Source organism: Streptomyces indicus (genome assembly GCF_900100315.1).
Lineage (GTDB): Bacteria > Actinomycetota > Actinomycetes > Streptomycetales > Streptomycetaceae > Streptomyces > Streptomyces indicus.
The window spans coordinates 107,958-134,589 of record NZ_FNFF01000017.1; the positions used below are offsets into that span (position 1 = coordinate 107,958).

General features: G+C 71.6%; 26 protein-coding genes and 1 tRNA gene. 9 read left to right on the top strand and 18 right to left on the bottom strand.

Annotated elements, in window-relative coordinates; genetic code table 11:
- Positions 1–44: 44 nt before the first annotated feature.
- The 3 genes from BLT97_RS30705 to BLT97_RS30715 are packed head-to-tail and all read right to left on the bottom strand — an operon-like array spanning position 45 to position 3,420.
- Positions 45–923 carry an SDR family oxidoreductase gene (locus BLT97_RS30705; protein WP_093616057.1) on the bottom strand — a complete coding sequence of 293 codons (879 nt, stop codon included), beginning with the start codon at positions 921–923 and terminating at the stop codon, positions 45–47.
- The gene (locus tag BLT97_RS30710; RefSeq protein WP_093616059.1) at positions 920–1,861 is read right to left on the bottom strand and encodes an alpha/beta fold hydrolase; all 942 of its coding nucleotides are present in this window, start codon (positions 1,859–1,861) and stop codon (positions 920–922) included. Before BLT97_RS30710 ends, BLT97_RS30705 begins: the two co-directional genes overlap by 4 nt.
- The gene (locus BLT97_RS30715) at positions 1,858–3,420 is read right to left on the bottom strand and encodes a flavin-containing monooxygenase (protein ID WP_093616061.1); all 1,563 of its coding nucleotides are present in this window, start codon (positions 3,418–3,420) and stop codon (positions 1,858–1,860) included. The genes BLT97_RS30710 and BLT97_RS30715 overlap by 4 nt, the downstream gene beginning before the upstream one ends.
- A gap of 295 nt (positions 3,421–3,715) precedes the next feature.
- Between BLT97_RS30715 and BLT97_RS30720 the strand changes: the two genes are divergently transcribed.
- The gene (locus tag BLT97_RS30720; protein ID WP_093616063.1) at positions 3,716–4,339 is read left to right on the top strand and encodes a MerR family transcriptional regulator; all 624 of its coding nucleotides are present in this window, start codon (positions 3,716–3,718) and stop codon (positions 4,337–4,339) included.
- A 52-nt stretch (positions 4,340–4,391) separates the two neighbouring features.
- Here the strand turns inward: BLT97_RS30720 and BLT97_RS30725 are convergent, their stop codons facing one another.
- Positions 4,392–5,267: an aminoglycoside phosphotransferase family protein gene (locus BLT97_RS30725; RefSeq protein ID WP_093616065.1), complete on the bottom strand. Its 876-nt coding sequence runs from the start codon at positions 5,265–5,267 to the stop codon at positions 4,392–4,394.
- A gap of 75 nt (positions 5,268–5,342) precedes the next feature.
- On the bottom strand, positions 5,343–6,134 hold the full coding sequence (locus BLT97_RS30730) for an exodeoxyribonuclease III (protein WP_093616067.1): 792 nt from the start codon (positions 6,132–6,134) through the stop codon (positions 5,343–5,345).
- Between the two features lie 68 nt (positions 6,135–6,202).
- Here BLT97_RS30730 and BLT97_RS30735 point away from each other — a divergent pair, with 68 nt between their 5' ends.
- The gene (locus tag BLT97_RS30735) at positions 6,203–6,685 is read left to right on the top strand and encodes a GNAT family N-acetyltransferase (RefSeq protein WP_093616069.1); all 483 of its coding nucleotides are present in this window, start codon (positions 6,203–6,205) and stop codon (positions 6,683–6,685) included.
- Here BLT97_RS30735 and BLT97_RS30740 read toward each other — a convergent pair.
- The 10 genes from BLT97_RS30740 to galU all read right to left on the bottom strand — a co-directional run bounded on the left by BLT97_RS30740 (position 6,664) and on the right by galU (position 15,452).
- On the bottom strand, positions 6,664–7,905 hold the full coding sequence (locus tag BLT97_RS30740) for an ATP-binding protein (protein ID WP_093616071.1): 1,242 nt from the start codon (positions 7,903–7,905) through the stop codon (positions 6,664–6,666). The two genes, BLT97_RS30735 and BLT97_RS30740, sit on opposite strands and share 22 nt — an antisense overlap.
- 2 nt (positions 7,906–7,907) lie before the next feature.
- The gene (locus tag BLT97_RS30745) at positions 7,908–8,375 is read right to left on the bottom strand and encodes a hypothetical protein (RefSeq protein ID WP_143041419.1); all 468 of its coding nucleotides are present in this window, start codon (positions 8,373–8,375) and stop codon (positions 7,908–7,910) included.
- A 41-nt stretch (positions 8,376–8,416) separates the two neighbouring features.
- Complete coding sequence (locus BLT97_RS30750; RefSeq protein ID WP_093616075.1) at positions 8,417–9,328, bottom strand: MHYT domain-containing protein; 912 nt, start codon at positions 9,326–9,328, stop codon at positions 8,417–8,419.
- A gap of 278 nt (positions 9,329–9,606) precedes the next feature.
- Positions 9,607–9,680, bottom strand: a tRNA-Ala gene (locus tag BLT97_RS30755).
- An 85-nt stretch (positions 9,681–9,765) separates the two neighbouring features.
- Positions 9,766–10,899, bottom strand: coding sequence for a divisome protein SepX/GlpR (gene sepX, locus BLT97_RS30760; protein WP_093616077.1), 1,134 nt, complete (start codon positions 10,897–10,899; stop codon positions 9,766–9,768).
- 181 nt (positions 10,900–11,080) lie between these two features.
- Positions 11,081–11,734, bottom strand: coding sequence for a GNAT family N-acetyltransferase (locus tag BLT97_RS30765; RefSeq protein ID WP_093616079.1), 654 nt, complete (start codon positions 11,732–11,734; stop codon positions 11,081–11,083).
- A gap of 17 nt (positions 11,735–11,751) precedes the next feature.
- Positions 11,752–12,273 (bottom strand): MogA/MoaB family molybdenum cofactor biosynthesis protein, encoded by a 522-nt coding sequence (locus BLT97_RS30770; RefSeq protein WP_093616081.1) that lies wholly within the window; start codon positions 12,271–12,273, stop codon positions 11,752–11,754.
- Entirely contained in the window at positions 12,270–12,749 is a 480-nt protein-coding gene (gene moaC, locus BLT97_RS30775) for a cyclic pyranopterin monophosphate synthase MoaC (RefSeq protein ID WP_093616083.1), read from the bottom strand. The genes BLT97_RS30770 and moaC overlap by 4 nt, the downstream gene beginning before the upstream one ends.
- A 478-nt stretch (positions 12,750–13,227) precedes the next feature.
- Positions 13,228–14,547 (bottom strand): molybdotransferase-like divisome protein Glp, encoded by a 1,320-nt coding sequence (gene glp / locus BLT97_RS30780; RefSeq protein ID WP_093616085.1) that lies wholly within the window; start codon positions 14,545–14,547, stop codon positions 13,228–13,230.
- The gene (gene galU / locus BLT97_RS30785; RefSeq protein WP_093616185.1) at positions 14,544–15,452 is read right to left on the bottom strand and encodes a UTP--glucose-1-phosphate uridylyltransferase GalU; all 909 of its coding nucleotides are present in this window, start codon (positions 15,450–15,452) and stop codon (positions 14,544–14,546) included. The genes glp and galU overlap by 4 nt, the downstream gene beginning before the upstream one ends.
- Positions 15,453–15,548: 96 nt before the next feature.
- On the opposite strand from galU, the gene BLT97_RS30790 reads away from it, so the two are divergent.
- Entirely contained in the window at positions 15,549–16,166 is a 618-nt protein-coding gene (locus BLT97_RS30790; RefSeq protein ID WP_093616087.1) for a 5-formyltetrahydrofolate cyclo-ligase, read from the top strand.
- A 9-nt stretch (positions 16,167–16,175) separates the two neighbouring features.
- On the opposite strand, the gene BLT97_RS30795 is transcribed toward BLT97_RS30790, so the two are convergent.
- Positions 16,176–18,926: a penicillin acylase family protein gene (locus BLT97_RS30795; protein WP_093616089.1), complete on the bottom strand. Its 2,751-nt coding sequence runs from the start codon at positions 18,924–18,926 to the stop codon at positions 16,176–16,178.
- Positions 18,927–19,247: 321 nt separating this feature from the next.
- Between BLT97_RS30795 and BLT97_RS30800 the strand changes: the two genes are divergently transcribed.
- From BLT97_RS30800 to mscL, 6 genes are all read left to right on the top strand, one after another.
- Positions 19,248–20,738, top strand: coding sequence for a potassium/proton antiporter (locus BLT97_RS30800; protein ID WP_093616091.1), 1,491 nt, complete (start codon positions 19,248–19,250; stop codon positions 20,736–20,738).
- Between the two features lie 319 nt (positions 20,739–21,057).
- Positions 21,058–22,329, top strand: coding sequence for an MFS transporter (locus BLT97_RS30805; RefSeq protein WP_093616093.1), 1,272 nt, complete (start codon positions 21,058–21,060; stop codon positions 22,327–22,329).
- 140 nt (positions 22,330–22,469) lie between these two features.
- The gene (locus BLT97_RS30810) at positions 22,470–22,787 is read left to right on the top strand and encodes an FmdB family zinc ribbon protein (RefSeq protein WP_093616095.1); all 318 of its coding nucleotides are present in this window, start codon (positions 22,470–22,472) and stop codon (positions 22,785–22,787) included.
- A gap of 100 nt (positions 22,788–22,887) precedes the next feature.
- On the top strand, positions 22,888–23,721 hold the full coding sequence (locus BLT97_RS30815; RefSeq protein ID WP_093616097.1) for an S-methyl-5'-thioadenosine phosphorylase: 834 nt from the start codon (positions 22,888–22,890) through the stop codon (positions 23,719–23,721).
- Positions 23,722–24,015: 294 nt separating this feature from the next.
- The gene (locus BLT97_RS30820; protein WP_245769634.1) at positions 24,016–24,675 is read left to right on the top strand and encodes a hypothetical protein; all 660 of its coding nucleotides are present in this window, start codon (positions 24,016–24,018) and stop codon (positions 24,673–24,675) included.
- Positions 24,676–24,816: 141 nt separating this feature from the next.
- Complete coding sequence (mscL, locus tag BLT97_RS30825) at positions 24,817–25,290, top strand: large conductance mechanosensitive channel protein MscL (protein ID WP_245769635.1); 474 nt, start codon at positions 24,817–24,819, stop codon at positions 25,288–25,290.
- Between the two features lie 73 nt (positions 25,291–25,363).
- Here mscL and BLT97_RS30830 read toward each other — a convergent pair whose 3' ends face one another.
- Positions 25,364–25,564 carry a hypothetical protein gene (locus BLT97_RS30830; RefSeq protein ID WP_093616101.1) on the bottom strand — a complete coding sequence of 67 codons (201 nt, stop codon included), beginning with the start codon at positions 25,562–25,564 and terminating at the stop codon, positions 25,364–25,366.
- Positions 25,565–25,715: 151 nt separating this feature from the next.
- Positions 25,716–26,564, bottom strand: a complete 849-nt coding sequence (gene pflA, locus BLT97_RS30835; RefSeq protein ID WP_093616103.1) for a pyruvate formate-lyase-activating protein — start codon at positions 26,562–26,564, stop codon at positions 25,716–25,718.
- Positions 26,565–26,632 lie beyond the last annotated feature (68 nt).

Below are 26,632 nucleotides of genomic sequence, written 5' to 3' on the forward strand. Positions count from 1 at the left end.
TCAGCCTCTGTCACGCGACGTCGGTCCCTGCTTGTGAATCCACCTCAAACCCTGTTGCGCGCCTGCTCGTCCGCCGCGCCGCCCGCGCCCACGAGCCCCTTCGGGCCGCTGCCGAGCCGGCCGTCGAAGCGCCGCATTTCCCGCGCCCCGACGGTGCCGATGATCGACGGCAGATAGCCGCGCATCGACTGCATCCCGCGCAGCCACCACTGCCCGTACACATGCGCCGAGCGCCGCTCGATCCCGGCCACGATCCGGTCCACGGCCGGGCCCAGCGGATACGTCTTGTTGGAAGGCCACGGCAGCCGCGAGCGCAGCTCCCGCATCACGTCGTCCTCGTCGGCGCCGCGCACCATGTCCGTGTCGGTCCACGACAGATAGCCGACCCCGACCCGTACGCCCTTGTAGCCGACCTCGGCCCGCAGGCTGTGCGCGAAGGCCTCGACGCCGGACTTCGAGGCGCAGTACGCCGACATCATCGGCGCGGGCGTGATCGCGGCGAGCGAGGCGATCTGGAGGAAGTAGCCGCGGCTCTCCATGAGCACGGGCAGAAACGCGCGGCCGGTCACGGCCGACCCGATGAGGTTCACCTCGATCACGCGCCGCCAGGCGTCGGGGTCGGAGTCGACGAACGGACCGCCCGCCGCCACTCCGGCGTTGGCGACCACGATGTCCACCTTGCCGAAGCGCTCCTTGACCTCCTGGGCCACCTGCGCCATCGCCGTGTGGTCGGTGATGTCCGCGTGCCAGTGGTCGGACTCCGTGTGCAGCTTGGCGGAGACCTCCTTGAGCAGCTCCGGCTCCAGGCCGACCAGGGCGATCTTCGCCCCGCGCGCGGAGAGCTTGCGCGCGAGCAGCTCACCGACGCCGCGCGCGGCCCCGGTGACGACGGCGACCTGTCCTTCGAGGGCGACCTTGCTCATGCCCGCTCCTTCACTTCGGTACGGGTCACCGCGACGTGGGCGGCGACAAGTTGGCGTATCTGCGCGGTGACCAGGTCGGGGGCCTCGACCGGGGTCATATGGCCGATCCCGGGCAGCTCCGTGAAGCCCTCGCAGTGCGGAAGCGCGGCCACGATGGCGCGGGCGGCGTCCGGCGGGGTCATGCGGTCCTCGGTGCCGGCGATCACGGCGGTGGGGACGGTGAGGTGCTTCAGGTTCGCCTCGATGTCGAGGGCGGCGAGCACCCGGCCCCAGCCCTGGCGCACCACGCGCGGGCAGGCGTGCACGATGCGCGTGCACGCGTCGACCTTCTCGCGGGAGGAACCCGGGCCCATGGTCGCGTACTTGAGGATCCGCCGGGCGAGCGGCGTGACGGGTCCGAGCGGCGCCCTGGAGTGCAGCAGGCCGCGCGTCAGACGCGTGCGCAGCTTGCCCTCCTTGAGCGGGATCACCTTGGAGAGCGCGGCGAGCCGCACGGTGCCGGTGCTGCACAGGAGCACCGCGGCCGCGTGCTCGGAGACCTTGGGCCGCCCGGCCGCCGCCATCAGCGTCATGCCGCCCATGGAGTGCCCGACGAGCACCGCGCGTTCGCCCGGTTCGAGGGCGGTGGCGAGCACCGCTTCGAGGTCGTCGACGAGCGCGCCGACGCTGTACCCGGCCGGGCCCACGGGTGCGGGCGAGCGTCCGTGGCCGCGCTGGTCGTAGGCGACGACGCGGTGGTCGCGCGCCAACTCCCGTATCTGCGCGGCCCAGAAGGCCGTGGAGCAGGTCCAGCCGTGCGCGAGCACCACGGCGGGGGCGCCCTCGGGGCCGTGCACCTCGACATGCAGCCGTGAGCCGTCGCTGGAGATCGCGGACAGTTCACGGGCGGCGACCGGCGGGGCGTAGGGCCCCGAGGTCACGTGCATCAGTCGGCTCACGCGTTCACCTTTTCTGTACGGGACTTCTGCGTACGGGACTTCGCCGCGGCGCCGGGGCCGCCCACGTTCTTCGGCGGCCGGACGACCTCGTACTCCGCGAGGTCCACGCGCCGGGTCGCGGACCGGAACTCGGTGGTCGTGCCGGGCCAGATGGTGGTGTTGACGCCATTGGCGTCCAGGTACCAGCTGGTGCAGCCGCCGGTGTTCCAGACGGTGCGCTTCATGCGGTCCTGCACCCGCCGGTTCCAGGCGTTCACGGCGGACGGCCGGGCGGCGAGGGCGACCCGGCCGCCGAGCGTGTTCAACTGCCGTATGTAGTCGGCGAGATAGTTCAGCTGGGACTCGATCATGAGGATCATCGAGGAGTTCCCGAGCCCGGTGTTGGGCCCGATGATCGTCATCCAGTTGGGGAAGCCGGCCGCGGTCGCGCCGCGCAGCGACTTCATGCCGTCCTTCCAGCTCTCGGCGAGCGTGCGCCCGTCGGCGCCGACGACGCGGTCCGCGATCGGCATGTCGGTGACGTGGAAGCCGGTGCCGAACACGATCACGTCGGCCTCGGCCTCGGTGCCGTCCGCGGCCACGACCGTGTTGCCCCGTATCTCCGCGAGACCGCTGGCGACCACGTCGACGTTGGGCTGGGCGAGCGCCGGATAGTAGGTGTTGGAGAGCAGGATCCGCTTGCAGCCGATGCGGTACGTGGGCGTCAGCTTTTCGCGCAGCAGCGGGTCCTTGACCGCCCGGTACATGTTGCGCTTGGCGAGGGACTCGATCAGGCCGAGCTCATCGGGGCGCTTGGTGAAGGCCTGGACCTGCAACTCCCGTATGCCCCACAGGATTCCGCGCCGGGCCTTCGCGGTGAACGGCAGCTGGCGGTGCAGCCAGCGCTCGGCCCCGCTGATGGGCCGGTCGGCGCGCGGCAGCACCCACGGCGGGGTGCGCTGGAACAGGGTGAGCCGCCCGGCCTGCTTCTGGATCTCGGGCACGATCTGTATCGCGGAGGCCCCGGTGCCGATCATCGCGACGCGCTTGCCGCGCAGGTCGTAGTCGTGGTCCCACTGCGCGGAGTGGAAGACCTTGCCCTCGAAGGTGTCCAGGCCCGGGATGTCCGGCAGCTTGGGGTCGGAGAGCGGTCCGGTCGCGGAGACGACCACCTCGGCGGTCAGGGTCCCGCGCGCCGTCTCCACCTCCCAGTGCAACTGCTCGGCGTCCCAGCGCATCCGCTTCACCTCGGAGTCGAGGCGCAGGTGCGGTCGCAGCCCGAAGGTGTCGGTGACGTGCTCCAGATACGCCCGGATGTGCTCCTGGCCCGAGAAGGTGCGCGGCCACTCGGGGTTGGGCGCGAAGGAGAAGGAGTACAGGTGGCTGGGCACGTCGCAGGCGCAGCCCGGATAGCTGTTGTCCCGCCAGGTGCCGCCCACGGAGCCGGCCCGCTCCAGGATCACGAAGTCCGTGATGCCCTCGCGGCGCAGCCGCACCGCGGCCCCGAGCCCGCCGAAGCCGGATCCGATCACCGCCACCCGTACATGCTCGTGCTCACGCTCGCCCTGGTGCCCGGCCATGCAGCCCGCCTCCCGAAGTCCACGGTGTACGCAGGATTGCGCCAGTAACCACTGGCATAGTGGGGAGAGTAGAGCAGTGCCGTACTGATGGGTAGGGGTTCTGCGCGACAAGTTACCGGCGGTACAACATAGGGTGCTGGACGTGGCGGAGAAGGCTGAGGGACCGAAGGCACGGGGCGGGCCGCAGGCGCAGAGCGGACGGAAAGAGCAGAGCGGACCGCAGGCTCACAGCGGACCGACAGGGCAGAGCGGACCGCAGGCGCAGAGCGGGCCGGCGGCGGTCCGCGAGTACCGGATGACCGAGCTCGCCGAGGCGGCCGGCATCACCGTGCGCACCCTGCGCTTCTACCGCGAGCGCGGCCTCATCCCGCCCCCGCGCCGCGAGGGCCGGATCGCCTGGTACGACGAGCACCACCTGGCCCGGCTGCACACCATCGCCGCGATGCTGGAGCGCGGCCACACCCTGTCCGTCATCGGGGAGTTGAACGAGGCCCTGGAGTCGGGGCGCGACGTGGGCGAGGCGCTCGGCCTGCACCCCACCGAGGAGACCCCGGTCCGCCTCAGCCCCGAGGAGCTGGCCGACGCCTTCGCGGGCGAGGTCACCCCCGAGAACCTGGCCGCGGCCCTCGACCTCGGCTATCTCGCCCCCGACGGCGACGAGATCGTGCACATCAGCCGACGCCTCCTGGACGCGTCAACCGCCTTGGTCCGCGCGGGCGTTCCGCTGGCCGAGGTAATGCAGGCGGGCGCCCGGGTCCGCGAACACGCGGACGCCCTGGCCGAGTTGTTCCTCGCCACCGTGCGCGCCCACGCTCCGCACGAGAGCATCGACAAGCTCCGCCCGCTGGCCAAGGCGGTGGTGGAGGCGGAGCTGTCGCTGGCGCTCGACCGGCGGCTGGCGGCCGAGGAGAACACCTGACGGGCCCGGACCGCGGCCAGCGCCACCGTCACGGTCACCGCCACCGCCACCGTCACTGCGGAACGCCCGGGACCCTCCCCTCGCCGCCCGGCCCGCCCGACGCCGCACGTACCCGCCGCAGCCCTTCCGCCCGCCAGTGCTCCCGGTCGGGCATCTGGTCCTCGCGGCGCCACCGCCAGGCCGAGAACAGCGCCCAGTTGAGGGCACGGCAGTCCTGGAGCACGCCCGGGTCGGCCCCCGGGTAGTGCGCGGCCACCTCGTCAGGCGCGTGCGCGAGGTCGAACTCGACCGGCCCGCGGCAGCACGTGGCGAGATCCACGAAGAGCGGGCCCTCGGCCGTGTCGAGCACATTGCCGGGATGCGGCTCACCGTGCAGCAGCTGCTCACCGGTGCGGGCCGCGGCGAGACGGGCGGTCAGCCCGCGCAGCGTCCCGGCGAGGAACTCCCTTTCCGAGGCAGGCAGTTCGGGCGAGGTCTCCAGGTCCTCCACGACCGCGAGCGCCCTGGCGGCCCGCTCGCCGAAGTGCGGCACGTCCAGACCGGCCGGGTCCACCCGGCGCAGCGCCGCGTGGTGCCGCAGCAGCGCGTCGGCGTAGGCGGCCGCGGCGATCCCGGGCCCGGCGGGCGCGTAGTACCTCCAGTACGAGAGGACGAAGCCGTCCCGCACCTGGACCTGTGCGCCGGCCCGCGCGTCCAGCTCGCCCACCGGCGCCCCGGCCCCGGCGAGCCGGCGCGCCACCTCCGTCTCGAACGCGGCCTCTTCGGCCTGACGCCCGGGCGCGACCCTGACGAGCAGGTCACACGGGTCGAGGCGCACGGCGACCCGGTCCGAGTCGTGCAGCACGACCGCGTCGTCCACCCGCAGGCCGAACCCGGCCGCGCCCGCCCTGGCCGCCGCGACGGCCCGCCGCAGCTCCACCGGCTCCAAGGATCAGCTCCCCCGTCTCACCTCACCGGTCCAATACCGGCACCCACCCGCCTCACAGGCCCAGGACCGGCGCCGTCACCGGTCGAAGACCACCGTTACGGGCGCATGGTCCGACCACCGCTCCTCGTGCGTCGCGGCCCGCTCGACGAACCCCTTGACCGCCTTCTCGGCGAGCCCGGGCGTCGCGACCGCGAGATCGATCCGCCAGCCCGCGTCGTTGTCGAAGGCCCGCCCGCGGTACGACCACCACGAGTACGGCCCCTCGACCCCCGGGTGCAGCGCGCGCACCACGTCCACGTACTCCTCGTAGACCCGGCCGAGCCACTCGCGCTCCTCCGGCAGGAAGCCGGCCTTCTTGCGGTTGGTCCGCCAGTTCTTGAGGTCCGCCTCCTGGTGGCAGATGTTCCAGTCGCCGCAGACCAGGACCTCGCGCCCGTCGGCGGCGGCACGCGTCTTGAGCTCCTTCAGATACGGCAGGAACTCGCCCATGAAGCGGTACTTCTCCTCCTGCTTCTCGGTCTCGGCCTCACCCGAGGGCAGGTACAGGCTCGCGACCGTGACGCCGGGCAGGTCGATCTCCACGTAGCGCCCGCTCGTGTCGAACTCCGTGGACCCGAAGCCGATCTGGACACGCTCGGGGGCGCGGCGCGAGTAGACGGCGACGCCCGCGCGGCCCTTGGCCACGGAGGGGGCGAGCACCACGTGCCAGCCCTCGGGTGCGCGCACCTCGTCGGGGATCTGCTCGGCCTCGGCGCGCACCTCCTGGAGACAGACGACATCGGCGTCCGTCTGCGCGAGCCACTCGGTGAAGCCCTTCTTGGCGGCGGCGCGGATGCCATTCACGTTCACGGAAGTCACAGTCAGCACCCCGGCACGATACCGGCAGACTGGGTACCCCCTGTCCCGGCAGAATGCATAGAACTACGATGACTCGCATGAACATTCGCCCCGTGCGCTACGACCACCCGGACGCCGTCAAGCTCAACGACCAGGTGCAGCTGGAGTACGTCGAGCGCTACGGAGACGGCGAGGGCGACGCCACACCGCTGGACGCCGGCATGTTCGTACCGCCGCTCGGCCTCTACCTGATCGCCTACGACGACCAGGACCGTCCGGTCGCGACCGGCGGCTGGCGCACCCAGGACGCCAACGACGAGGGGTACGCGGACGGGGACGCCGAGCTCAAGCGCATGTACGTGGTCCCCGAGGCGCGCGGCCTCGGCCTGGCGCGGCGGATCCTCGCCCTGCTCGAGGAGGACGCGCGCGGCCGCGGACGCACCCGCATGGTCCTGGAGACGGGCACGGAGCAGCCCGAGGCGATCGCCCTGTACGAGTCCAGCGGCTACGAGCCGTGCGCGAAGTTCGGCCACTACCGCTGCTACGACAACAGCCGCTGCTACGCCAAGCCCTTGTTCTGACCTTCACCTGAGCCCTCGACCACGGCCGGCCGCAGATCCAGGACGGCGAGCGCCCCGCCCCCGTCCGGGTTCGCGAACCGCAGCCGTGCGCCGAGCACATGGGCCTGGCCGGTCGCGATGGTGAGCCCGAGCCCGAGGCCCGCCTCCTGGGCTCCGGTGCTGAAGCGCTGCGGCCCGGACCGCAGGATGTGTTCGGGGAACCCGGGCCCGCTGTCGTACACCCGGAGCACCCCGCCCTCGGCCTCGACCCGCACGGGCGCGGCGCCGTGCCGCAGCGCGTTGGTGACGAGGTTGGCGACGATCCGCTCGAAGCGCCGCGGATCGGTCTCGACCTCGGCCTCGGCGAGGACCACGACCTCCACCCCGTCCGCGGGTCCCGCGACCGACCGCACGGCCCGGCGCACCAGCTCCCCGAAGTCCAGCGGCTCGGTCTCCGCCGTCTCGCCGGCCACGTCGAGCCGCGCCACCTCGATGACGTCGTCCACGAGTTCCCGCAGCCGCTGCGCGCTGTCCTGGACGAGCTCGGCGGGCCGCCCGGGCGGCAGCAGTCCGGCGGAGGTGACCATCCCGGCCACGGGGGTGCGCAGTTCGTGCGCGATGTTCGCGGTCACCTCGCGCTCGGCCTGGATCCGCCGGGCGAGCGCGTCGGCCATGGTGTTCACCGCGGCGGTCAGCTTGGCGACCTCGTCCTTGCCGCGCGGTTCGAGCCGCGCCGTGAGGTCGCCGTCGGCGATGCGCTGGGCGGTGTCGGCGGAGGCGGTCAGCCGCCGCCCGAGCCACGAGGCGACGGCGAACCCGGCCACGGCGCCGAGCCCGACCCCGATCCCGCCGGAGATCCACAGCACCCGGTCGAGGTCCCGCAGCGCGCGTACCTCTTTCACATACGGCCGCCGCAGCGCCACGACCGCGTCCCCCTGCTTGCTCGCGGCCCACAGCATGGGCGGCCCGTCGGCGTCCCGGTCGAGGTAGACCGCCCACTTGCCCTGCCGCACGGCCTCATCGAGCGGCTTCGGCAGATCGGGCGGGTCGATCATCGAGTTGCCGCCGTCGACGCCGGCCGCATGGTCCTGCACGGCCGTCCGCAGCCGGTCCCCGATCTGCTGCACGGCCGCGTCGAACTGGGCCTCCACGGTCTGGTGGTGCACCAGCATCCCGATGACCACGGCCACCAGGGCGGCGGTGCCGGCGATCGCGGCACCGATCTTCGTCCGAAGTCCCATGCTCAGTACACCGGGACATTCAGCCGGATCGCCTGGAGCTGGACCTTGACAGCCTCGGCGGGCAGCGCGGCGGGGTCGTCGGGTACGACGGTGGCGCGCCGGTAGTAGGCGACGCGCTCCTGCTGCTGCAGCCCGCTGAGCGTGACGGTCACGTCGTACGGCTTCTCCGCGCACCCCGGCAGGCACCAGGGCCCGCTCAGCTTCCCGCTCGCCTCGGCGGCGGGCCCGCCCCAACTGTGCCACTTGAGCCCGCTGACGGTCACCAGCTCACTGAGCCCGACCGAGGTCGGCCGGCGCAGCGGCTGCCCCATGGAGTCGGCGACGTACACGGGTCCCTTCTGCGGCGAAGGCGAGATCGCGGGCCCCTGCACATGCAGCCCCTCCGGCCGGCCACAGGCCCCGAGCAGCACCAGGCCCGCGGCGGCGGCCGCGGCACGGAGCACCCAGCGGGATCGGACAAGAGTGGACATACGGATCAAGTATCCACGTCATCCGACCACGCCGGAACGGATCACCGTCGCAGCGGCTTCTGCTCGGCTGCCCGCTGCGCGGGAGCGAAGGCGTCGAACTGCCCGCCGACCGGCCGCGCACCGTCGCCGAACGGCCCCGAGCCGGCGAGGCGGTCGCGGTCCACGAGCGAGGGGACGTCGACCTCCAGACGCTGGGGCGCGGCGCCCCGGCCGCTCTCCCCCATGATCATCATGGGGTCGAACATCACGACGGCGCCGGCGACCACCAGGAAGGCCAGCGGGCCGATGAGCATCGGGACGAGCATGCCGAAGGGCGAGGTGCCGGTGGTGCCGGAGCCGACGGCGCCGTGCAGATGGACGTGCACGGCGGCCATGCCGGTGTAGTGCATGCCCGTGACCGCGACACCCATGATGAGGCTGGCACCGAGGCTCCACAGCAACCCTCTGACCTGGACCGCGCACCACAGCGCGGCGGTGGCGGCGACGATGGCGATCACGAGGGAGACGGCGACGGTGCCCGCGTCGTAGCCCAGCGACCCGCCGCGCACGGTCATCGCGGCCATGCCCATGTAGTGCATGCCCGCCACCCCGAGCCCGGTGATGACGCCGCCCGTGAGCAGCGCGGGCACGGTCGCCCCCAGGTACCCGACGATGAACACCCCGACACTGACGACCACGATCGCGACGGCCAGGCTGCCGTAGGTCAGCGGCCAGTCGTACGCGACCCGCGCCTCCCGCACCGTGAAGCCGATCATGGCGATGAAGTGCATCGTCCAGATCCCGCAGCCGATGGCCCCGGCCCCGAGCAGCAGCCAGCCGGGCCGCCAGGTCCGCGCGTCGAAGAGGGAGCGCGTCGTGCAGCGCAGCCCGAGCGCGCTGCCGAAGCAAGCCATCACGTACCCGACGACGGGTGTGACCCACCCATAGCTGAAGCCGTCGATGGTCCCGTCCATGAGCGCAGCAACCTTCCGTGCCACGGCGCGAACAGCTGATCCACAAATGCGTGGCGCCGGTGAGGAATCCGTGGAGGCCGAGTGGCCGCGATGAGTATGCCAGCCCCGCGCCTACCGGTCGGTCACAAGACGGTCAAGGCAGAGCGGGACCGCGATGACGTGCGCCACACCTCGGCGCGAACCCTCACATGACGAAGCACCCCCGCACATGCCAAAGCACCTGCACACAACGAAGAACCCCCGCCGGATTTCTCCGACGGGGGTTCTTCCAATTGCGGTGGACCTGAGGGGATTTGAACCCCTGGCCCCCTCGATGCGAACGAGGTGCGCTACCGGACTGCGCCACAGGCCCTTGCAACGAGTGAAACCTTAGCACCCCGATCGGGGTGCTTGGAAATCCGTTCCGCCCTGGTCAGCCGGACGGCCCGGATCCGGACTCATTCGTTGGCCGCGCGCGGACGCTCGGGGTCCGCGTACTGGTCGAACAGCGGGGTGCGGCCGCGCTCGCGCGAGCGCCGCCCGGACGCGGCACGACGGGCGGCGGCGGCCTGCGCGTCCGAGGACTTGGCCGGACGCGCCTCGGGTGCCCCCGCCTCGCCGTCCGCTTCCTCGGCGGCAGCCGAAGCGGCGGCCGAAGCCCCGGACCCGGCGCCCGCCGACGAGCGGGCCGAGCTCCAGATGTCCGGGGCGCCCAGGTCGATCTCGCCGTGCGCACGCGGGGCGACCGGCGCGGTCACATAGGTCGGCAGCGGGACCGGCACCGGCTCCCAGCTGTCCCCGCGCGCGGCGCCGCGCTCCCGCTCACGCTGCTGGTCCACCCACTCCGCGTGGTCGGTCTGCTCGACGAGCGCGCGCCGGTCGGCGGCGAGGTCGGGTCCCGCGGGGGCCTGTTCGCGCGCGGCCGCCTCACGGCGCTGCGCCGCGCTGCGCTCACGCACCCGGCGGGCGGCGGCCTCGGCACGGCGGCGGTCCATCACGTAGGCGAAGCGCCGGCGTTCCTGGGCCCGCAGATGCAGGATGTACGCGCTCAGCAGGACGGCCGGCACGCCGGGCGCCCACAGGAACGCGAGTCCGCCCACCGCGGCGACGACCGCGCCGAGCGTGAAGGCGAGGAAGAGCAGCATCGTGGTGCGCCGGCGGCGGGCGAGCACCTTCGAACGGCGGGCCCGCGCGGCGGCCTGCGGATCGGGGCGGCGGGCGGCGCGCGGCCTGTCCTGCGCCTGCGCCGGGGCGTCGACCGGCTCACGGGCCGCGGGCTCCTCGGCCGGCTCGGCGACCTCGTCGGGCTCAGGAGCGGTGGGCGCGGCGAAGGACCGGACGTCGACGGATCCCGTCAGGGGGTCCGCGCCGGCCGGTTCCGACCCGGGCTCGTCGCCCACGCCCCGGTCCTTGAGGCCCTTGGCGTAGCGGCGCTCCATCCCCGCCCGTCCGGACAGCAGACGGATGGCGGTGCTGAAGCGTTCCGTCGGACGGGCTTCGTTGAGCTCGTCCTGCCTACGGAGCCACATCGGCACCAAGTAGGCGGCCCAGGCCCCGACGATGACTGCGTAGATGAGGCCGCTGCTGCTCACGCCTCACACGGTAGAGGGGTTTCGGTGAGGCCATCTGCCAATTGGCCCGGTGTGTCGCACGATCTGGCTGATATCTCGAACTTTTTTTGTGACTGATGCGATCAGCTGGCTTCGATTACCGGCATATTCACGGTCGCCCGGCGCTCATTTTCGAACACTTATTTTATTTACGGGCGGCCGATCAGGGCGTGCCGTTGGTCCCCCGCGGACCCTCCTGGACCTGGTCACGGTCCTGGAGTGCGGCGATCCTGCGGCTCGCGCGCCAGCGTGCGAGCAGTCCTTCGGGGACCTCTTCGGCGGTGAGGGCGAAGACGAGATGGTCGCGCCAGCCTCCATCAATGTGGAGATAGCGTGGACGAAGTCCCTCGGAGCGGAATCCGAGTTTCTCGACGACTCTGCGGCTCGGCTGGTTCTCGGGGCGAATACAGACTTCGATGCGGTGCAGACCGACCGTGCGAAAACAGTGGTCGACCGCGAGCGCCACCGAGGTGGGCATGACGCCGCGGCCCGCGACCGCCTGGTCCACCCAGTAGCCGACATGGCCCGAGCACATCGAGCCCCAGGTGATCCCGGCGACCGTGAGCTGGCCGACGAGGCGGCCCTGGTACTCGATGACGAACGGCAGCATCCGCCCCGCGTTCGCCTCCGCGCGCAGGTGGCGGACCATCTGCCGGTACGTGGGGCGGTGGGCGGGCGGTGCGCCGGGGGCGGGCGGCGGGATGGTCGCCTCCCAGGGGCGCAGCCAGTCCCGGTTGCGGCGGTTGACCTCGCGCCAGGCGCGCTGGTCGCGCATCTTTATGGGCCGGAGGACGACATCGCCGTCCACCAGCTCCACCGGCCAGGAAGGGCTGTTCAGCTCGGGCTCCCCGTGGATCCGTCGGCGGGTCTCGGGTGGTCCCCGCCGTGCAGCTGCTCGACCGCGTGCACGAGGACGGACTCCAGGACGGCGAGACCGTCGCGCACTCCCCCGGTCGAACCCGGCAGGTTGACGATCAGGGTGCGGCCCGCGACACCGGCCAGGCCCCGCGACAGGGCGGCGGCCGGCACCTTGTCCCTGCTGAACGCCCGTACGGCCTCCGGGATTCCGGGCACCTCGTAGTCGATGACGCGGCGCGTGGCGTCGGGGGTGGCGTCCGTGGGCGAGATGCCGGTGCCGCCGGTCGTGACGATCACGTCGTACGCGGCTTCGACGCCCGCCCGCAGCGCGGCCTCGACCGGGTCGCCGTCGGGCACGACCTGCGGACCGTCCACCGCGAAGCCGAGGCCGCGCAGGCCTTCGACGAGGATCGGGCCGCCCTTGTCGGGGTAGACGCCGGCGGCGGCGCGGTTGGAGGCGGTGACGACGAGTGCGCGGTACGGGGGCGAGGTGCTCATGCCCGGCTCCAGTCGCCGGACTTGCCGCCGGACTTGGCCTCGACCCGTACGTCCGTGATGACTGCGCCCTTGTCCACGGCCTTGATCATGTCGACCACCGTGAGGCCCGCGACCGAGACGGCGGTCAGGGCCTCCATCTCGACGCCCGTGCGGCCCGTGGTCTTCACCGTCGCGGTGATCTCCACCGCGTCGTCCGCGACCGCGAGGTCGAGTTTGACGCCGGAGATGTCCAGCGGGTGGCAGAGCGGGATCAGGTCGGAGCACTTCTTGGCGCCCATGATCCCGGCGATCCGCGCGGTGGCGAGGGCGTCGCCCTTCGGCATGCCCTCGCCGCGCAGCAACGCGATCACCTGCGGCGAGACCAGCACGCGGCCCGAGGCGCGGGCGATGCGCTCGGTCACGTCCTTCCCGGACACGTCGACCATGCGGGCGGCGCCCGCCTCGTCGATATGGGTCAGTCGCTCCTGCGTGCTCATGTGCTGCTGCGCTCCCGGTCGGGCCTTCGGCGGCCGCGCGGGCCCTGTGCGGAGGGCGGGGTGCGGGCCGTGTGTGGGCGACACGGTACCGGTACCCGGGCCTGGCGGTCTCTCGGGAGCGGTCTGGCAGAGGCGGCTCGGGGCGGGGCGGGGCATACGCGGGCCAGGGGCCTATGGGGGCCGGGGGCCTGCGGGGGCCGGGGGGCCGCGGGGGCCGGGGGCCTACGAGGGCGGGGGGCCGGGGGGCTTACGGGGGCCGGGTCCGGGCCCTCGAAAGGCGCCCGATGCGGGGCTCCGCCCCGATACCCCGGAGCACCCTCGGGGGCCAGGGGGCGGAGCCCACGACAGCTCGACCGACACGGGGCCCCACCCCAATACCCCAGGGCACCCTCGGGGGCCAGGGAGCGGAGCCCACGACAGCTCGACCAACACGGGGCTTCGCCCCGATGCCCCGGAGCTCCCCCTCAGGGGAGTCCCCTCAGCCCAGCAGGATCACTTCCAGCTCGGTGCCGGGCGCGACCTCGGTCGTGTCCTCGGGGACCACGATCAGGCAGTCGGCCTGCGCGAGCGCCGCGATCAGGTGCGAGCCGGACCCGCCCACCGGCCGTACGGCCCCGGCCTCGGCGTCGTACGCACCGCGCAGGAACTGCCGCTTGCCCTTCGGGGACGACAGCGGCTCCTCGCAGCGCAGTTCGGCGCGGACGCTCGGGCGGTGGACGTCGGCGAGGCCCATGAGGGTGCGGATGGCGGGCCGGACGAACAACTCGAAGGAGACGTACGACGACACCGGGTTGCCCGGCAGGGCGAGCAGCGGGGTGTGGTCGGGGCCGATCGAGCCGAAGCCCTGCGGCTTGCCCGGCTGCATGGCGAGCTTGCGGAACTCGATCCCGGCGCCCGCCTCGTCCTCGTCGCCCACGCTCTCCAGGGCTTCCTTGACCACGTCGTACGCGCCGACGCTGACCCCGCCCGTGGTGACCAGGAGGTCCGCACGGATCAGCTGGTCCTCGATGGTGGAGCGCAGGGTCTCCGCGTCGTCCGCGACCGCGCCCACGCGGTAGGCGATGGCGCCCGCGTCGCGGGCCGCGGCGGTCAGGGCGAAGGAGTTGGAGTCGTAGATCTGCCCGTGGGCCAGTCCCTCGCCGGGCTGGGTCAGTTCGCTGCCCGTGGACATGACGACCACGCGCGGGCGGGGCCGTACGCGCACGGTGGCGCGGCCGATCGCGGCGAGCAGGGCGATCTGCGAGGGGCCGAGGACGGTGCCCGCGGCGAGCGCCCGCTCGCCGGCCTGGACGTCGCTGCCCTGGGCGCGGACGTGGGCCCGGGCGGCGGCGGGCCGGTGCACCCGTACTTCACCGCTCGCGCCTTCGGGCGAGGCGCTGTGCGGGGTCATGCCGCCGACGGGGCCCGCGCCGAGGCCGCCGTCGGTCCACTCCACCGGGACCACCGCTTCCGCGCCGGGCGGCAGCGGTGCGCCGGTCATGATGCGCGCGGCCTGGCCGGCGCCCACGGTCAGGTCGCCCGCGCTGCCCGCCGCCACGTCCCCGATCACTTCGAGGACGGCGGGGAACTCCTCGCTCGCGCCCTCGACATCGGCGACCCGGACGGCATAGCCGTCCATGGAGCTGTTGTCGAAGGGCGGCAGCGAGAGCGGGACGGTGACGTCGTCGACGAGGACACAGCCCTGGGCGTCGAGCAGCTGGAGCTCGATCGGCTCCAGCGGCTGCACGGTCGCCAGGATGTCCTCGAGGTGCTCGGTCACCGACCACACGGGGGCGGCCTGATCCGTGGTGCTGGTCAAGACTGCTGCATCTCCTCGGTGACGTAACTGCGAAGCCAGGTCCGGAAGTCCGGGCCCAGGTCTTCACGTTCGCACGCGAGCCGGACGATGGCGCGAAGGTAGTCGCCGCGGTCACCGGTGTCGTAGCGACGGCCCTTGAAGACCACACCGTGCACCGGACCGCCCTCGTCCGAGGTCGCGAGCTTCTGCAGCGCGTCGGTGAGCTGGATCTCCCCGCCGCGGCCGGGCTCGGTCTCCCGCAGTATGGCGAAGATCTCCGGGGCCAGTACATAGCGGCCGATGATCGCCAGATTGCTCGGCGCCTCCGCCGCGTCCGGCTTCTCGATCAGGCCGGTGATCTGCACGACGTCCTCGTCACCGGTCGGCTTGACCGCCGCACAGCCGTAGAGGTGGATCTGCGACGGGTCGACCTCCATCAGCGCGATGACACTGCCGCCCTCGCGCGCCTGGATCTCCACCATGCGCTGGAGCAGCGGGTCACGGGCATCGATCAGGTCATCGCCCAGGAGCACCGCGAAGGGCTCGTCGCCCACGTGCGGGGCCGCGCACAGCACCGCGTGGCCCAGGCCCTTGGGGTCGCCCTGGCGCACGTAGTGCATGGTCGCGAGGTCGCTGGACTCCTGGACCTTCGCCAGCCGGCCGGCGTCGCCCTTCTTCTCCAGGGCCGATTCCAGCTCGTAGTTGCGGTCGAAGTGGTCCTCCAGCGGACGCTTGTTGCGGCCGGTCACCATCAGAACGTCGGACAGACCGGCCGCGACGGCCTCTTCCACCACGTACTGGATGGCCGGCTTGTCGACCACCGGGAGCATTTCCTTCGGGGTCGCCTTGGTCGCCGGAAGAAAGCGGGTACCGAGGCCGGCCGCCGGGATGACAGCCTTGGTGATCGTGGGTCGCTGCTCAGTCATGCCCTGCACCCTATCTTCTGGGAATGGGCGGAAGATTGGGCTCCGGTTAGTTCGTTCCCCTTGCACAGGATTGGGCCAGATTTGTGTGAACAAGCTGTGACCGGCGAGACCGTCGGCGAGGCGGACAAGGCTGCCAAGGCCGAGTTGCGCAAGGAACTCCTCGCGGCGAGGAGAGGGTTGACGCCGGATGACGTACGGGTGGCGGCGGAGGCGCTGGCCGGGCAGGCGCTGCGGCTCGACGTCCTGAGCACCCCCGACGCCGTGGTCGCCGCGTATGTGTCGGTGGGGCGCGAGCCCGGCACCCATGCGCTGCTCGACGCCCTCCGGGCCCGCGGCGCCCGGGTGCTGCTGCCCGTCCTGCTGCCGGACAACGATCTGGACTGGGCTCCGTACGAAGGGCCCGGCCGGCTGTCACCGGCCTCCCGCGGCCTGCTCGAACCCGACGGCGACCGCCTCGGCTCCGAGGCGGTCACCCGCGCGCACGCCGTCCTGCTGCCGGGGCTCGCGGTGGACGCGCGCGGCATGCGGCTCGGCCGCGGCGGAGGCTCGTACGACCGCGTGCTCGCGCGCCTCGAACGGGCGGGCGCGCACCCGGATCTCGTCGTGCTGCTCTACGACAACGAGGTGGTCGCGCGGGTTCCGGCGGAACCGCACGACCACCCCGTGCACGCGGTGGTCACCCCGTCCGGGGTGCGTACCTTTCAGACCTCCTAGGCGCCAGGCCTACGGCTTGAGCACCAGGTGGTTCTCTGTGGCCTCCTCGACGGCCTTGTCGCCGTAGGCCCAGTCGTAGAGCTCGCCCTTGACCCACTTGTCGGTCTGGTCGGTGTAGTGGGGGCTGTACGCGTGCCCCGACGCACCGGTCAGGTTGATCCACTTCGACTTGTCGAAGTCCTGGAGGTTGACCACCATCCGCATCGACGGCACCCAGATCACGGAGTAGCCGCCGGCCGCGTTCCAGCCGGTCGCATTGACCGCGGCCTCGCCGCCGCCGAGGTTCCAGGGGCCGCGGTTGAGCAGCCACTGCATGAAGCCCGGGCCCTCGGTGCCGATGGTCTGGTTCTTCAGCTCCAGGGTGTGCAGCCGACCCCAGCTCCAGGTGTCCATGTCCTTGCCGAGCTTGGCGGTCAGCTCCCAGCGCGCGTCCTCCATGGCCCGCGCGAACAGCTGGTCGCGGGTCTTGGTCTCGGCGTCGGTGCGGGTGCCGGGCGTGTGCCACCACTCGCTGTCCTGGTCCTTGACGAGCCGTCGTACGACCTCGAACCAGCGGTCGCCGCCGTCCGGCTGGGCCGCGTCCGGGTCACGCTCGCCGCACTCGCGCACCCGCGCGTCCGGGTCGTCGACCGGGCCCGTCTTGTCGGCGGGCGGGACGCTGATGCAGGAGCCCTTGACGCGCAGCTCCTTGGGCAGCTTGTTGCCGAAGCCGAGCTTGAGGATGTTGCGCCAGACGGCGTTGAAGTACGCGGCGGCCGCCGAGTCCGCGTCCTGCGTGTAGTCCCAGCCCTCCAGGAGCTTCTGGGCGTCGCGCACGTCCGGGTCGGAGATGTCGAGCTTGAGCAGCATGGGCGTCAGCAGCTTGGCGATCTCGCTGCTGGAGTCCGTCTGCATGGTCCGCATGTCCTCGGTGGAGATCTTCCCGCCGTCCTTGATCTTCGACGCGATCAGGTCGTTGATCCGCTGGCTGCGGGCGCCGTATCCCCAGTCCTTGGTCATCTCGTACGGGTAGTCCTTGCCGACCACGGCCTGGTTGGCGGTCACGATGTAGCCGCGCTCGGGGTTGTACTCGTACGGCAGGGCCTTCTGCGGGATGTACCCGGTCCAGTCGTACGAGGAGTCCCAGCCGGGAGCGGGCAGCGTGCCGTCGTGCTTCTCGGCGCGCGTGGGGATCTTGCCGGGCGCCTGGTAGCCGATGTTGCCCTCGCGGTCGGCGTAGATCAGGTTCTGCGAAGGCACTTCGAAGTCCGCGGCGGCGGCCTGGAACTCCTTGAAGTCCGTGGCCCTGTTGAGCTTGAAGACGGCGTCCATCGAGTTGCCCGGGTCGAGCGCCGTCCAGCGCAGCGCCACCGCGTAACCGTCCGAGCGGTCCGGTGCCGAGGTGTCGACCGGGGCCTCCTCGCCGACCTTGCCCAGCTCGTCGCTGCGGTCGGACAGGAGCGGGCCGTTGTTCGTCTCGCGCACCGTGATGGTGCGGGGGTCACCGCCGGCGACCTTGATGGTCTCCTTGCGGGTCTTGAACGGCTGCACCTTGCCGTCGTACAGGTATCCGTCGCCCTGGATCTTCTCCAGGTAGAGGTCGGTGACGTCGGCGCCGAGGTTGGTCATGCCCCAGGCGATCTCCTGGTTGTGGCCGATGATCACGCCGGGCATGCCGGAGAAGGTGTAGCCCGAGACGTCGTACCGGCACTTCTCCGAGACGTTCCGGCAGTGCAGGCCCATCTGGTACCAGAGCGAGGGCAGCTGGGGCGCCAGGTGCGGGTCGTTGGCGAGCAGCGGCTTGCCGGTGGTCGTGTGCTTGCCGGAGACCACCCAGGAGTTGGAGCCGATGCCGTTGCCGTTGGGGCCGACCGCGTCGGGCAGGTTCTCCAGGATCTTCGACAGGCCGGAGAGCTGGGTGTTGAGGGCGCCGCCGGCCGCGCCGCCCTGGAGCCCGTTCGCACTGCCCGACTGGCCCTGGCCCTGCGTGGCGCTCCCCTGCGGGTCGTACGTCTGCGAGGCGGTGTCGACCGCGCCTTCCTGCACGATCGGCTTGTGCGTGTCGTACGGGTACTCGGGGTAGAGCTCGCCGATCTCCTTCGGGCCGAGCCGGCTGTACATCAGCGAACGGTCGATCTCGTCCTGCATGTTGCCGCGCAGGTCCCAGGCCATCGCCTTGAGCCAGGCCACCGAGTCGACGGGGGTCCACTTCTCGATCGAGTAGTCGGTGGTGAAGCCGAGGGCCGCGTACTCGACCGAGACCTCCTTGCCCGACTTGCCCTCGAGGTACTGGTTGACCCCGTCGGCGTACGCCTGGAGGTACTTCTTCGTGTCGGGCGCCAGCTTGGTGTCGTATTCCTTCTGCGCGGTCTCGTGCCAGCCAAGGGTGCGCAGGAACGCGTCGGTCTCGACCTGCCCCTCGCCGAACATCTCCGACAGCCGACCCGAGGTCATATGACGGCGTACGTCCATCTCCCAGAACCGGTCCTGCGCCTGGACGTAGCCCTGCGCGCGGAACAGGTCCTCGGCGGAGTCCGCGTACAGCTGCGGGATGCCCTGGGCGTCCCTGCGGACGTCCACGGGCGCGGAGAGCCCGTCGAGCGTGAGCGAACCCTTCGTCTGCGGAAGGGAGGCACGCACCGTGCTGATGGACCACCAGGCGCCGAATCCGATGCCCGCCACGAGGGCCACCACGAGCACGAGCACAAACAGACGGAGGCGGCGCCCCTTCTTCCGGCCGGCCTTGCGGCCTGCCGAAGGGGCGGTGGTGTTCGCGGGCATCGCTGTCCTTGTGGTCCTTGCCGGCCTTCGTGTGCCGTGGGGCGGCCGGTGCCGTGGTCGGCCGGCGCCATGGGCGGTACTCGAGCGGCGGAGCGGTCCTTGAGTGCAGGAGCAACCTTAGGCGTAGCCGCCTGGGCGGCTGGACGCGGAGTCGGCTCCCGCCGTGCGGACCGTAGCCGAACAGAGATCTTGCCCGTCAAGAAAGCGTTAACGATTAGGTAAGGTAACGAAGTACCGGCGACGCGTCGCCCGGCGCACCCCCTCCCCGGATCCGGTCCCGTCCCGCTTCCCGGAGTCCACCGCGCGCGAAAGGAACGGCCACTGACTGTCCATCAGCTCAACGAGCTCCTCCTGATCAGCTCGCTCGTCCTGCTCATCGCCGTGGCCGCGGTGCGCATCTCCTCGCGCAGCGGGCTGCCGAGTCTGCTCCTGTACCTGGGTATCGGCATCGCGATAGGCCAGGACGGGATCTTCAACGTCACCTTCAACAATGCCGAGTTGACCCAGGTCATCGGTTATGCCGCACTTGTGGTGATCCTGGCCGAAGGCGGACTCGGCACCAAGTGGAAGGAAATCAGGCCCGCGTTGCCGGCCGCGGTCGTCCTGTCCACCGTGGGTGTCGCGGTGAGCGTGGGCGTCACGGCCGCGGGTGCGCACTATCTCGTCGGGCTCGAATGGCGCCAGGCGCTGATCATCGGCGCGGTCGTCTCCTCGACCGATGCCGCGGCGGTGTTCTCGGTGCTGCGCAAGGTGCCGCTGCCCTCGCGCGTGACGGGTGTGCTCGAAGCGGAGTCGGGGTTCAACGACGCCCCGGTCGTGATCCTGGTGGTCGCCTTCTCCTCGGTGGATCCGGTGCACGCGTGGTACGTCCTGGTCGGCGAGATCGCCCTGGAGCTCGCGATCGGCGCGGCCATCGGCCTCGCGGTGGGCTTCCTCGGCGCATGGGGCCTGCGCCATGTCGCGCTGCCCGCCTCCGGCCTGTACCCGATCGCCGTGATGGCCATCGCGGTGACGGCCTACGCGGCCGGCGCCCTCGCGCACGGCTCGGGCTTCCTCGCCGTCTACCTGGCCGCGATGGTGCTCGGCAACGCCAAGCTGCCGCACTGGCCGGCCACCCGCGGGTTCGCGGACGGCCTCGGCTGGATCGCGCAGATCGGCATGTTCGTCCTGCTCGGCCTGCTCGTCACGCCGCACAACCTGCTCGACGACTTCTGGCCGGCCGTGGTCATCGGCCTGATCCTGACGATGGTGGCGCGCCCGCTGGAAGTGGTGCTCAGCCTGTTTCCGTTCCGTATCCCCTGGCGCGAGCAGGCCCTGATGAGCTGGGCCGGACTGCGCGGAGCGGTGCCCATCATTCTGGCCACCATCCCGATGGTGGCCGGGATCGAGGGCAATGAGCGGATCTTCAACATCGTCTTCGTGCTCGTCGTGGTCTACACGCTCGTCCAGGGTCCTACGCTGCCGTGGCTCGCCAGGGCCCTGAAGCTCGGCGACTCGGGCGAGGCCGCCGACCTGGGCATCGAGTCCGCGCCCCTGGAGCGGCTGCGCGGGCACCTCCTGTCGGTGGCGATCCCGGAGGAGTCCAAGATGCACGGGGTCGAGGTCGCGGAGCTGCGGCTGCCGGCGGGCTCCGCGGTCACGCTGGTGGTCCGCGACGACAAGTCCTTCGTACCCTCGCCGACGACCGTCCTGCGGCGCGGCGACGAGCTGCTCGTGGTGGCCACGGATCCGGTACGGGACGCGGCCGAGAAGCGGCTCAGGGATGTCGGGCAGGGCGGCAAGCTGGCGGGGTGGCTCGGGACGGGCACGTAGGGCGAGCGGCGAGTTTCGGCCGCCTTGGCCGGTTTCACCCCTGGTCAGCCCGTTCCTCCCCGCCCGGCAGGCGAACATTGGCTTAATCGCAGGTGTGGAGTTGCTCTCGATCCTCATTTACGAGGCGCGAGGCGGCGGAACCCCGTACAATAAAGGTGAACCCAAAACGAATCACCTCTGCCTGATGCAGAGCTGGCGCGTTCGCACGGCGGCCGACGATCCCCGCAGGGACCGGCATCACCGACGATCCCTGCGCACGATGGACAGCTCTCGGCGAAGCCACACGGGCCCGCTACCAGGCAGCAGAAAGGCAAGGACCGTGGCGTCCACGGTCAAGAACCGCCCTGGTTACGGGCAGCTCCTGCGCACCCCCGGTGCCCTTTCGTTCGTCCTGCCCGGCTTCGCCGCGCGGCAGCCCTTCGCGATGCTCACCATGTCGATCGTGCTGCTCGTGCAGCACACGACCGGGTCCTTCGGCAGCGCGGGCGCCGTCGCCGCCGTGACCGGCATCTCCATGGCCCTGTTCGCGCCGCAGAGCGGCAAGCTCGCGGACCGCTTCGGACAGTCGGCCGTCCTGATCCCCGGCGTTCTGATCAACGCCGTCTCGGTGATCCTGCTCGCCTCGCTGGCCCTCGCGGACGCGCCGCTGTGGGCGCTGTTCCTCGCGGCCGTGCCCGCCGGCGCCTCGGTGCCGCAGGTCGGCCCGATGGTGCGGGCCCGCTGGGCCGCCGTGCTCGACCGGCCCGACCGCCGGCACCTGCTGCCGACCGCGGCGGCCTTCGAGTCCGTCACGGACGAGCTCACCTTCGTCGTCGGCCCCGTCCTCGCCACGATGCTGTGCACGGTCGTGCACCCGGGCGCGGGCCTCGCCGCCCAGGCGGTCCTCACCCTCGCCGGCGGCCTGCTCTTCGCCGCACAGCGCGGCACCCAGCCGGCCCGCCACCTCGCGGGCGAAGAGCACGCGGAGCGCACCTCCGCGCTGGCGATCCCCGGCGTGCGCGCCCTGATCGTCGCGATGCTCGGCATCGGCGCCGTCTTCGGCGGCATGCAGGTCTCGCTGACGGCCTTCGCCGAGGAGATCGGCCAGGCAGGCGTCAACGGCCTCCTGTACGGCATCTTCGCTGCGGGCAACATGGTCGCGGGCATCGCCTGCGGCGCCGTCGCCTGGAAGATCGGCCCCCGCCGCCGGCTCCTGCTCGGCTACACCGCGCTGACCGCGGTGGCCGCCACGCTGTGGACGCTGGACTCGGTCGCGCTGTTCGCGATCGTCGGCCTGCTGGTCGGCATGTCCATCGCACCGGCCCTGATCACCGCGTTCACGCTGGTCGAGCAGCTGGTGCCGGCCTCGGCGCGGACCGAGGCGTTCACCTGGCTGACGGGTGCGGTCGCCTTCGGGCAGGCCGCGGCCGTGACGGTGGCCGGCCGCCTGGCCGACGCCCATGGCGCGAGCTTCGGCTTCCTGGTCCCCGCGGTCGCCACCGCACTGGCGCTGCTGACCCTGTTCGCGCTGCGCGGCAGGCTCGCTCCCGCGTCCAAGGGACGAACCGTGGCGCGTGGGGTCGGGCAGCGGGCGCTTGCGACGGTGGAGTGATCGCTGCGCGCTCGTCGCGGTCCATTGATTGCGACGTGGTGTCGGTCACCGCGTGCTCGTCGCGGTGGACTGATCCCGAGGAATACGTCACTATGGATCGTCGTTAGCACTCATCGAGTGAGAGTGCCAGGAGGAAGCAAGTGCCGACGTATCAGTACCAGTGCACCGAGTGCGGCGAAGGCCTCGAGGCGGTGCAGAAGTTCACCGATGACGCTCTGACCGAGTGCCCGGCCTGCAACGGACGCCTGAAGAAGGTGTTCTCGGCCGTCGGCATCGTGTTCAAGGGCTCGGGCTTCTACCGCAACGACAGCCGCGGCTCCTCGTCGAGCAGCACCCCGGCGTCGTCCTCCTCCTCGAAGTCGTCCTCGTCGACGTCTTCGTCCTCCTCTTCGTCCTCGTCCTCGACGAGCTCGTCGTCTTCGTCGTCCTCCTCGTCCTCGTCGACGTCGGCCGCCTGACGCGTACGTACGCTCCGGAACCCCGCTGCCCCTCGGGCGGCGGGGTTCTCGCATGATGCCGCGGCGTCAGGTGCGTGCCTCGCATGGCTACGCTGATCGCATGGCGAACGCAGAGATCGGCGTGATCGGTGGGTCCGGGTTCTACTCCTTCCTGGAGGACGTCACCGAGGTGACGGTGGACACCCCGTACGGAGCGCCCAGCGACTCCCTCTTCCTCGGCGAGCTCGCCGGCCGGACCGTGGCCTTCCTGCCCCGGCACGGCCGCGGCCACAGCCTGCCGCCGCACCGCATCAACTACCGCGCGAACCTGTGGGCGCTGCGCTCGATGGGCGTGCGCCAGGTGCTCGGCCCGTGCGCGGTCGGCGGTCTCAGGCCCGAGTACGGTCCCGGGACGCTGCTCGTGCCGGACCAGGTCGTGGACCGTACGAAGACGCGCGCGCAGACCTTCTTCGACGGCCACCCGCTGCCGGACGGCACGGTGCCGAACGTCGTCCACACGACCTTCGCCGACCCGTACTGCCCGGTGGGCCGACAGGCCGCACTCGCGGCCGCGCGCGGGCGGGACTGGGAGCCGGTGGACGGCGGCACGATGGTCGTGATCGAGGGGCCGCGCTTCTCGACGCGTGCGGAGTCGCAGTGGCATGCCGCGATGGGCTGGTCGGTGGTCGGCATGACCGGACACCCCGAGGCCGTGCTCGCCCGTGAACTCGGGCTCTGCTACACGTCGTTGTCGCTGGTGACGGACCTGGACGCCGGTGCGGAGACGGGCGAAGGGGTCTCGCACACGGAGGTTCTGAAGGTGTTCGGGGAGAACGTCGGACGGCTGCGCGAGGTGCTCTTCGACGTGGTGGCGGCACTGCCGGAGACCTCGGAGCGGGACTGCCTCTGCACGCACGCACACGACGGGTGGGATTTGGGGATCGAGCTGCCTTGAGGGGTGGGGTGGGCGGTCGGTCTCTGGGGGTGGGGCAGACGGTCGCGCCCTTGGGGGGTGGTGAGGGGCGGAGCAAACAGTCCCCTCCCGCCCGGGGGCCGAAGCCCTTTCCAGGCTATCGGCGCCCACTGACAACGGCGCGCTGCCGGCCGTGAGCGGAGCCTGAATTCCTCATTCCGGTGAGGGAGTTGTCCACAACCGGCCGGTAGTCCACAGGGATCAGCGGGCTCGCGGCGGGGCGGGGATCGTGAGGGGCGTTCGGCGACGTCCCCTTCCGACTGGCGGTGATCCCCCGTGTCCAGCACGCGTTCCTCCACACCCGCGCATGCGCCCCTGTCCCTGTCTCTGCCCGACCTCCCGGGTTCGTTGTCGGCCGCGCTGCCGCCCGCGCCCGCCGTTCCACCGCCGTCGTGCGAGGTCCCGCACTTCTCCCCCCTTCATGTACGCGGCGGGAGTGCGCGGCTGCGCAGGGCGCTGCGGCGGCGCAGACGTTCCCTCGCGGCCGGGCTGGCGGTGGCGGCGGTCACGCTGGCGCTCGGCACGCGGGACGGGGCCGGTGGCGGCGCCGGTCCGGAGCCGGCCGCGGTGCCCGCCTCCGCCGCACGTCCTGCGGAGCTGGTGTCCGCTCCGGTACGGATCGCCGATGCCGCAGCGGTGCGCCTGCTCGAGCCCGGCGACCGCGTTGACGTGGTGGCCGCGGGCGGGGGCAGCGGCGGCAACCGGGCGCGCGTCCTGGCCTCGGGTGCGCGGGTGGCACAGGTGCCCGGGGGCGGCGGGGAGGGCTTCGGGGCGGACACAGGTGAGGGCGCAGGAGGGACCGGCGAAGTGAGCTTCGGCGGGGCCGAAATGGGCCCTGGTGGGGGCGCCTTGGTGGTGCTCGAAGTGACGCGTCCGGTCGCGACCGCGTTGGTGGGCGCGGGCGCGGACACCCCGCTCGCGGTGACGTTGCGATGACAACGGACCGGTGCGCGTGCGGCAGTTCGTCAACTCACCTGTTCGTGTGCATGGATTGGACGTTTCTTCGGCTTGCCGGGCCTAATGGCAGCTTCGACTTCCGTATCGGATTCCCTTGCACATGCGACGAAAGGCTCAGCCGTGACCGAGGAGAAGAAGCCCAGCCTGTGGGAAGGCTTCAAGGCGTTCCTGATGCGCGGGAACGTGGTGGATCTGGCGGTCGCGGTCGTCATCGGCGCCGCCTTCACCAACATCGTGAACTCCGTGGTGAAGGGCGTGATCAACCCGCTGGTCGGGGCGTTCGGCACGAAGGACCTCGACAAGTACAGCTCGTGCTTGAAGGCTCCGTGCGAGTTCAAGAACGGCGAGGTCGTCTCCGGCATCCCGATCATGTGGGGCACGGTGCTGAGCGCCGTCCTGAGCTTCCTGATCACCGCCGCGGTCGTCTACTTCCTCATGGTGCTGCCCATGGCCAAGTACCTGGCCAAGGTGGAGCAGCGGCGCAAGGCCAAGGAAGGCGTGCAGGAGACGATGGAGATCACCGAGCTGGAGGTGCTCAAGGAGATCCGCGACGCGCTGGTCGCGCAGCGGGGTCAGGGCCACAGCCAGGGCTAGCGAAGGAGCAGGCCGCCACGAGTCCGCCGGCGCACCGTGCGGGCTCGCGGGGGCGGAGCGGCTTGCGGACCGCTCAGATGTGGTGGGGCGGCTTCTCGTCGAGGAAGCGCGCGAGATCGGCGGCGCTGTCGCCGCTCGGCGTGGGCCGCTCGCCCCAGCCGTGGTCCGTGTCGTCCGGCGACTGCTGGTCGAGCGGGTCGTCGAAGACGAGCGCGGGCCGGGGCTTCTGCTGCTCGGGCCGCTCGTCCTCGCGGGGGCTCGGGGTGGTGCTCATGCGTCCAGGGTACGTCCGGGGCGCGCGCGGCCGGGACGCGTACCTCCTGGACCCTTGCGCCCGCAACGCATGCGTCCGGGAGGCCGGTGCCCGGGCCGCGTACCGCCGTGGTGCTTGCGCCCGCAACGACCGCGTCCGGGGCGCTCAGCCCTCAGACGGCCTTCAGCCCGTGCGACTCGAAGATCCGCTTCACGACGGCCACCTGCTCGGGCGTGGGCGAGGGGGTGTCGGCCAGGGTGAACGGCATGTCCAGGGCCTCCCACTTGGACTGGCCCAGCTTGTGGAAGGGCAGCACGTCCACGCGCGAGACGTTGCCGAGGGAGCCCGCGAACGCGGCGACGCCCTCGACGTTGGCGGGGTCGTCGGTCAGGCCGGGCACGAGCACGAAGCGGACGTGCACCTCCTTGCCCTGATCGGCGAGGCGGTGGGCGAAGTCGAGGGTGGGCTGCAGCTCGCGCGCGGTGACCTTCTTGTAGGTGTCGCGGTCCCAGGACTTGATGTCGAGCAGCACCAGATCGATGTCGCGCAGCATCGCGTCGGTGGCGCGGGCGCCGAGGAAGCCCGAGGTGTCGAGCGCGGTGTGCAGACCGAGTTCGTGCTTGAGGCGGTGGAAGAGCTCGCCGGCGAAGACCGGCTGGAGCAGGGGCTCACCGCCGGAGATGGTGGCGCCGCCGCCCGAGGCCTTGATGAAGGTCGTGTACTTCGACGCCTCGGCGATCACGTCGTCGGCGGAGGTGCGCTTGCCGTTGCGCATCTTCATCGTGTCGGGGTTGTGGCAGTACAGGCAGGCCAGCGGGCAGCCGGCCAGGAAGGTCACGAAGCGTGTGCCGGGGCCGTCCACGCCCGTCGACAGGTCCCAGGAGTGCACCGAGCCCTCGGTGGGGCGCTGCGTGGCGGCGGCCGCCGGTGTGGTGGGCAGGCTCGCCGGGCTGTGCAGGCCGATGCGTTCGTCGGCGGTCGGCGCACCGACGGGTATGTCCTTGCCGAGCAGCACTGTCATGGCACAACTCCCGGAGAGCAGAAGCGGTTCGGTGATCGCGGCCCCTGGGCCCGGGGTGAGGGCCCGGA

Coding starts and splice junctions, on each gene's coding strand:
- BLT97_RS30705 (WP_093616057.1), bottom strand. CDS start 923: ATGAGCAAGGTCGCCCTCGAAGGACAGGTCGCCGTCGTCACCGGGGCC.
- BLT97_RS30815 (WP_093616097.1), top strand. CDS start 22,888: ATGGCGAACGCAGAGATCGGCGTGATCGGTGGGTCCGGGTTCTACTCC.
- BLT97_RS30750 (WP_093616075.1), bottom strand. CDS start 9,328: ATGGACGGGACCATCGACGGCTTCAGCTATGGGTGGGTCACACCCGTC.
- BLT97_RS30795 (WP_093616089.1), bottom strand. CDS start 18,926: ATGCCCGCGAACACCACCGCCCCTTCGGCAGGCCGCAAGGCCGGCCGG.
- galU (WP_093616185.1), bottom strand. CDS start 15,452: ATGACTGAGCAGCGACCCACGATCACCAAGGCTGTCATCCCGGCGGCC.
- BLT97_RS30740 (WP_093616071.1), bottom strand. CDS start 7,905: ATGGGACTTCGGACGAAGATCGGTGCCGCGATCGCCGGCACCGCCGCC.
- BLT97_RS30830 (WP_093616101.1), bottom strand. CDS start 25,564: ATGAGCACCACCCCGAGCCCCCGCGAGGACGAGCGGCCCGAGCAGCAG.
- BLT97_RS30745 (WP_143041419.1), bottom strand. CDS start 8,375: ATGTCCACTCTTGTCCGATCCCGCTGGGTGCTCCGTGCCGCGGCCGCC.
- moaC (WP_093616083.1), bottom strand. CDS start 12,749: ATGAGCACGCAGGAGCGACTGACCCATATCGACGAGGCGGGCGCCGCC.
- BLT97_RS30770 (WP_093616081.1), bottom strand. CDS start 12,273: ATGAGCACCTCGCCCCCGTACCGCGCACTCGTCGTCACCGCCTCCAAC.
- pflA (WP_093616103.1), bottom strand. CDS start 26,564: ATGACAGTGCTGCTCGGCAAGGACATACCCGTCGGTGCGCCGACCGCC.
- BLT97_RS30735 (WP_093616069.1), top strand. CDS start 6,203: ATGAACATTCGCCCCGTGCGCTACGACCACCCGGACGCCGTCAAGCTC.
- BLT97_RS30715 (WP_093616061.1), bottom strand. CDS start 3,420: ATGGCCGGGCACCAGGGCGAGCGTGAGCACGAGCATGTACGGGTGGCG.
- BLT97_RS30720 (WP_093616063.1), top strand. CDS start 3,716: ATGACCGAGCTCGCCGAGGCGGCCGGCATCACCGTGCGCACCCTGCGC.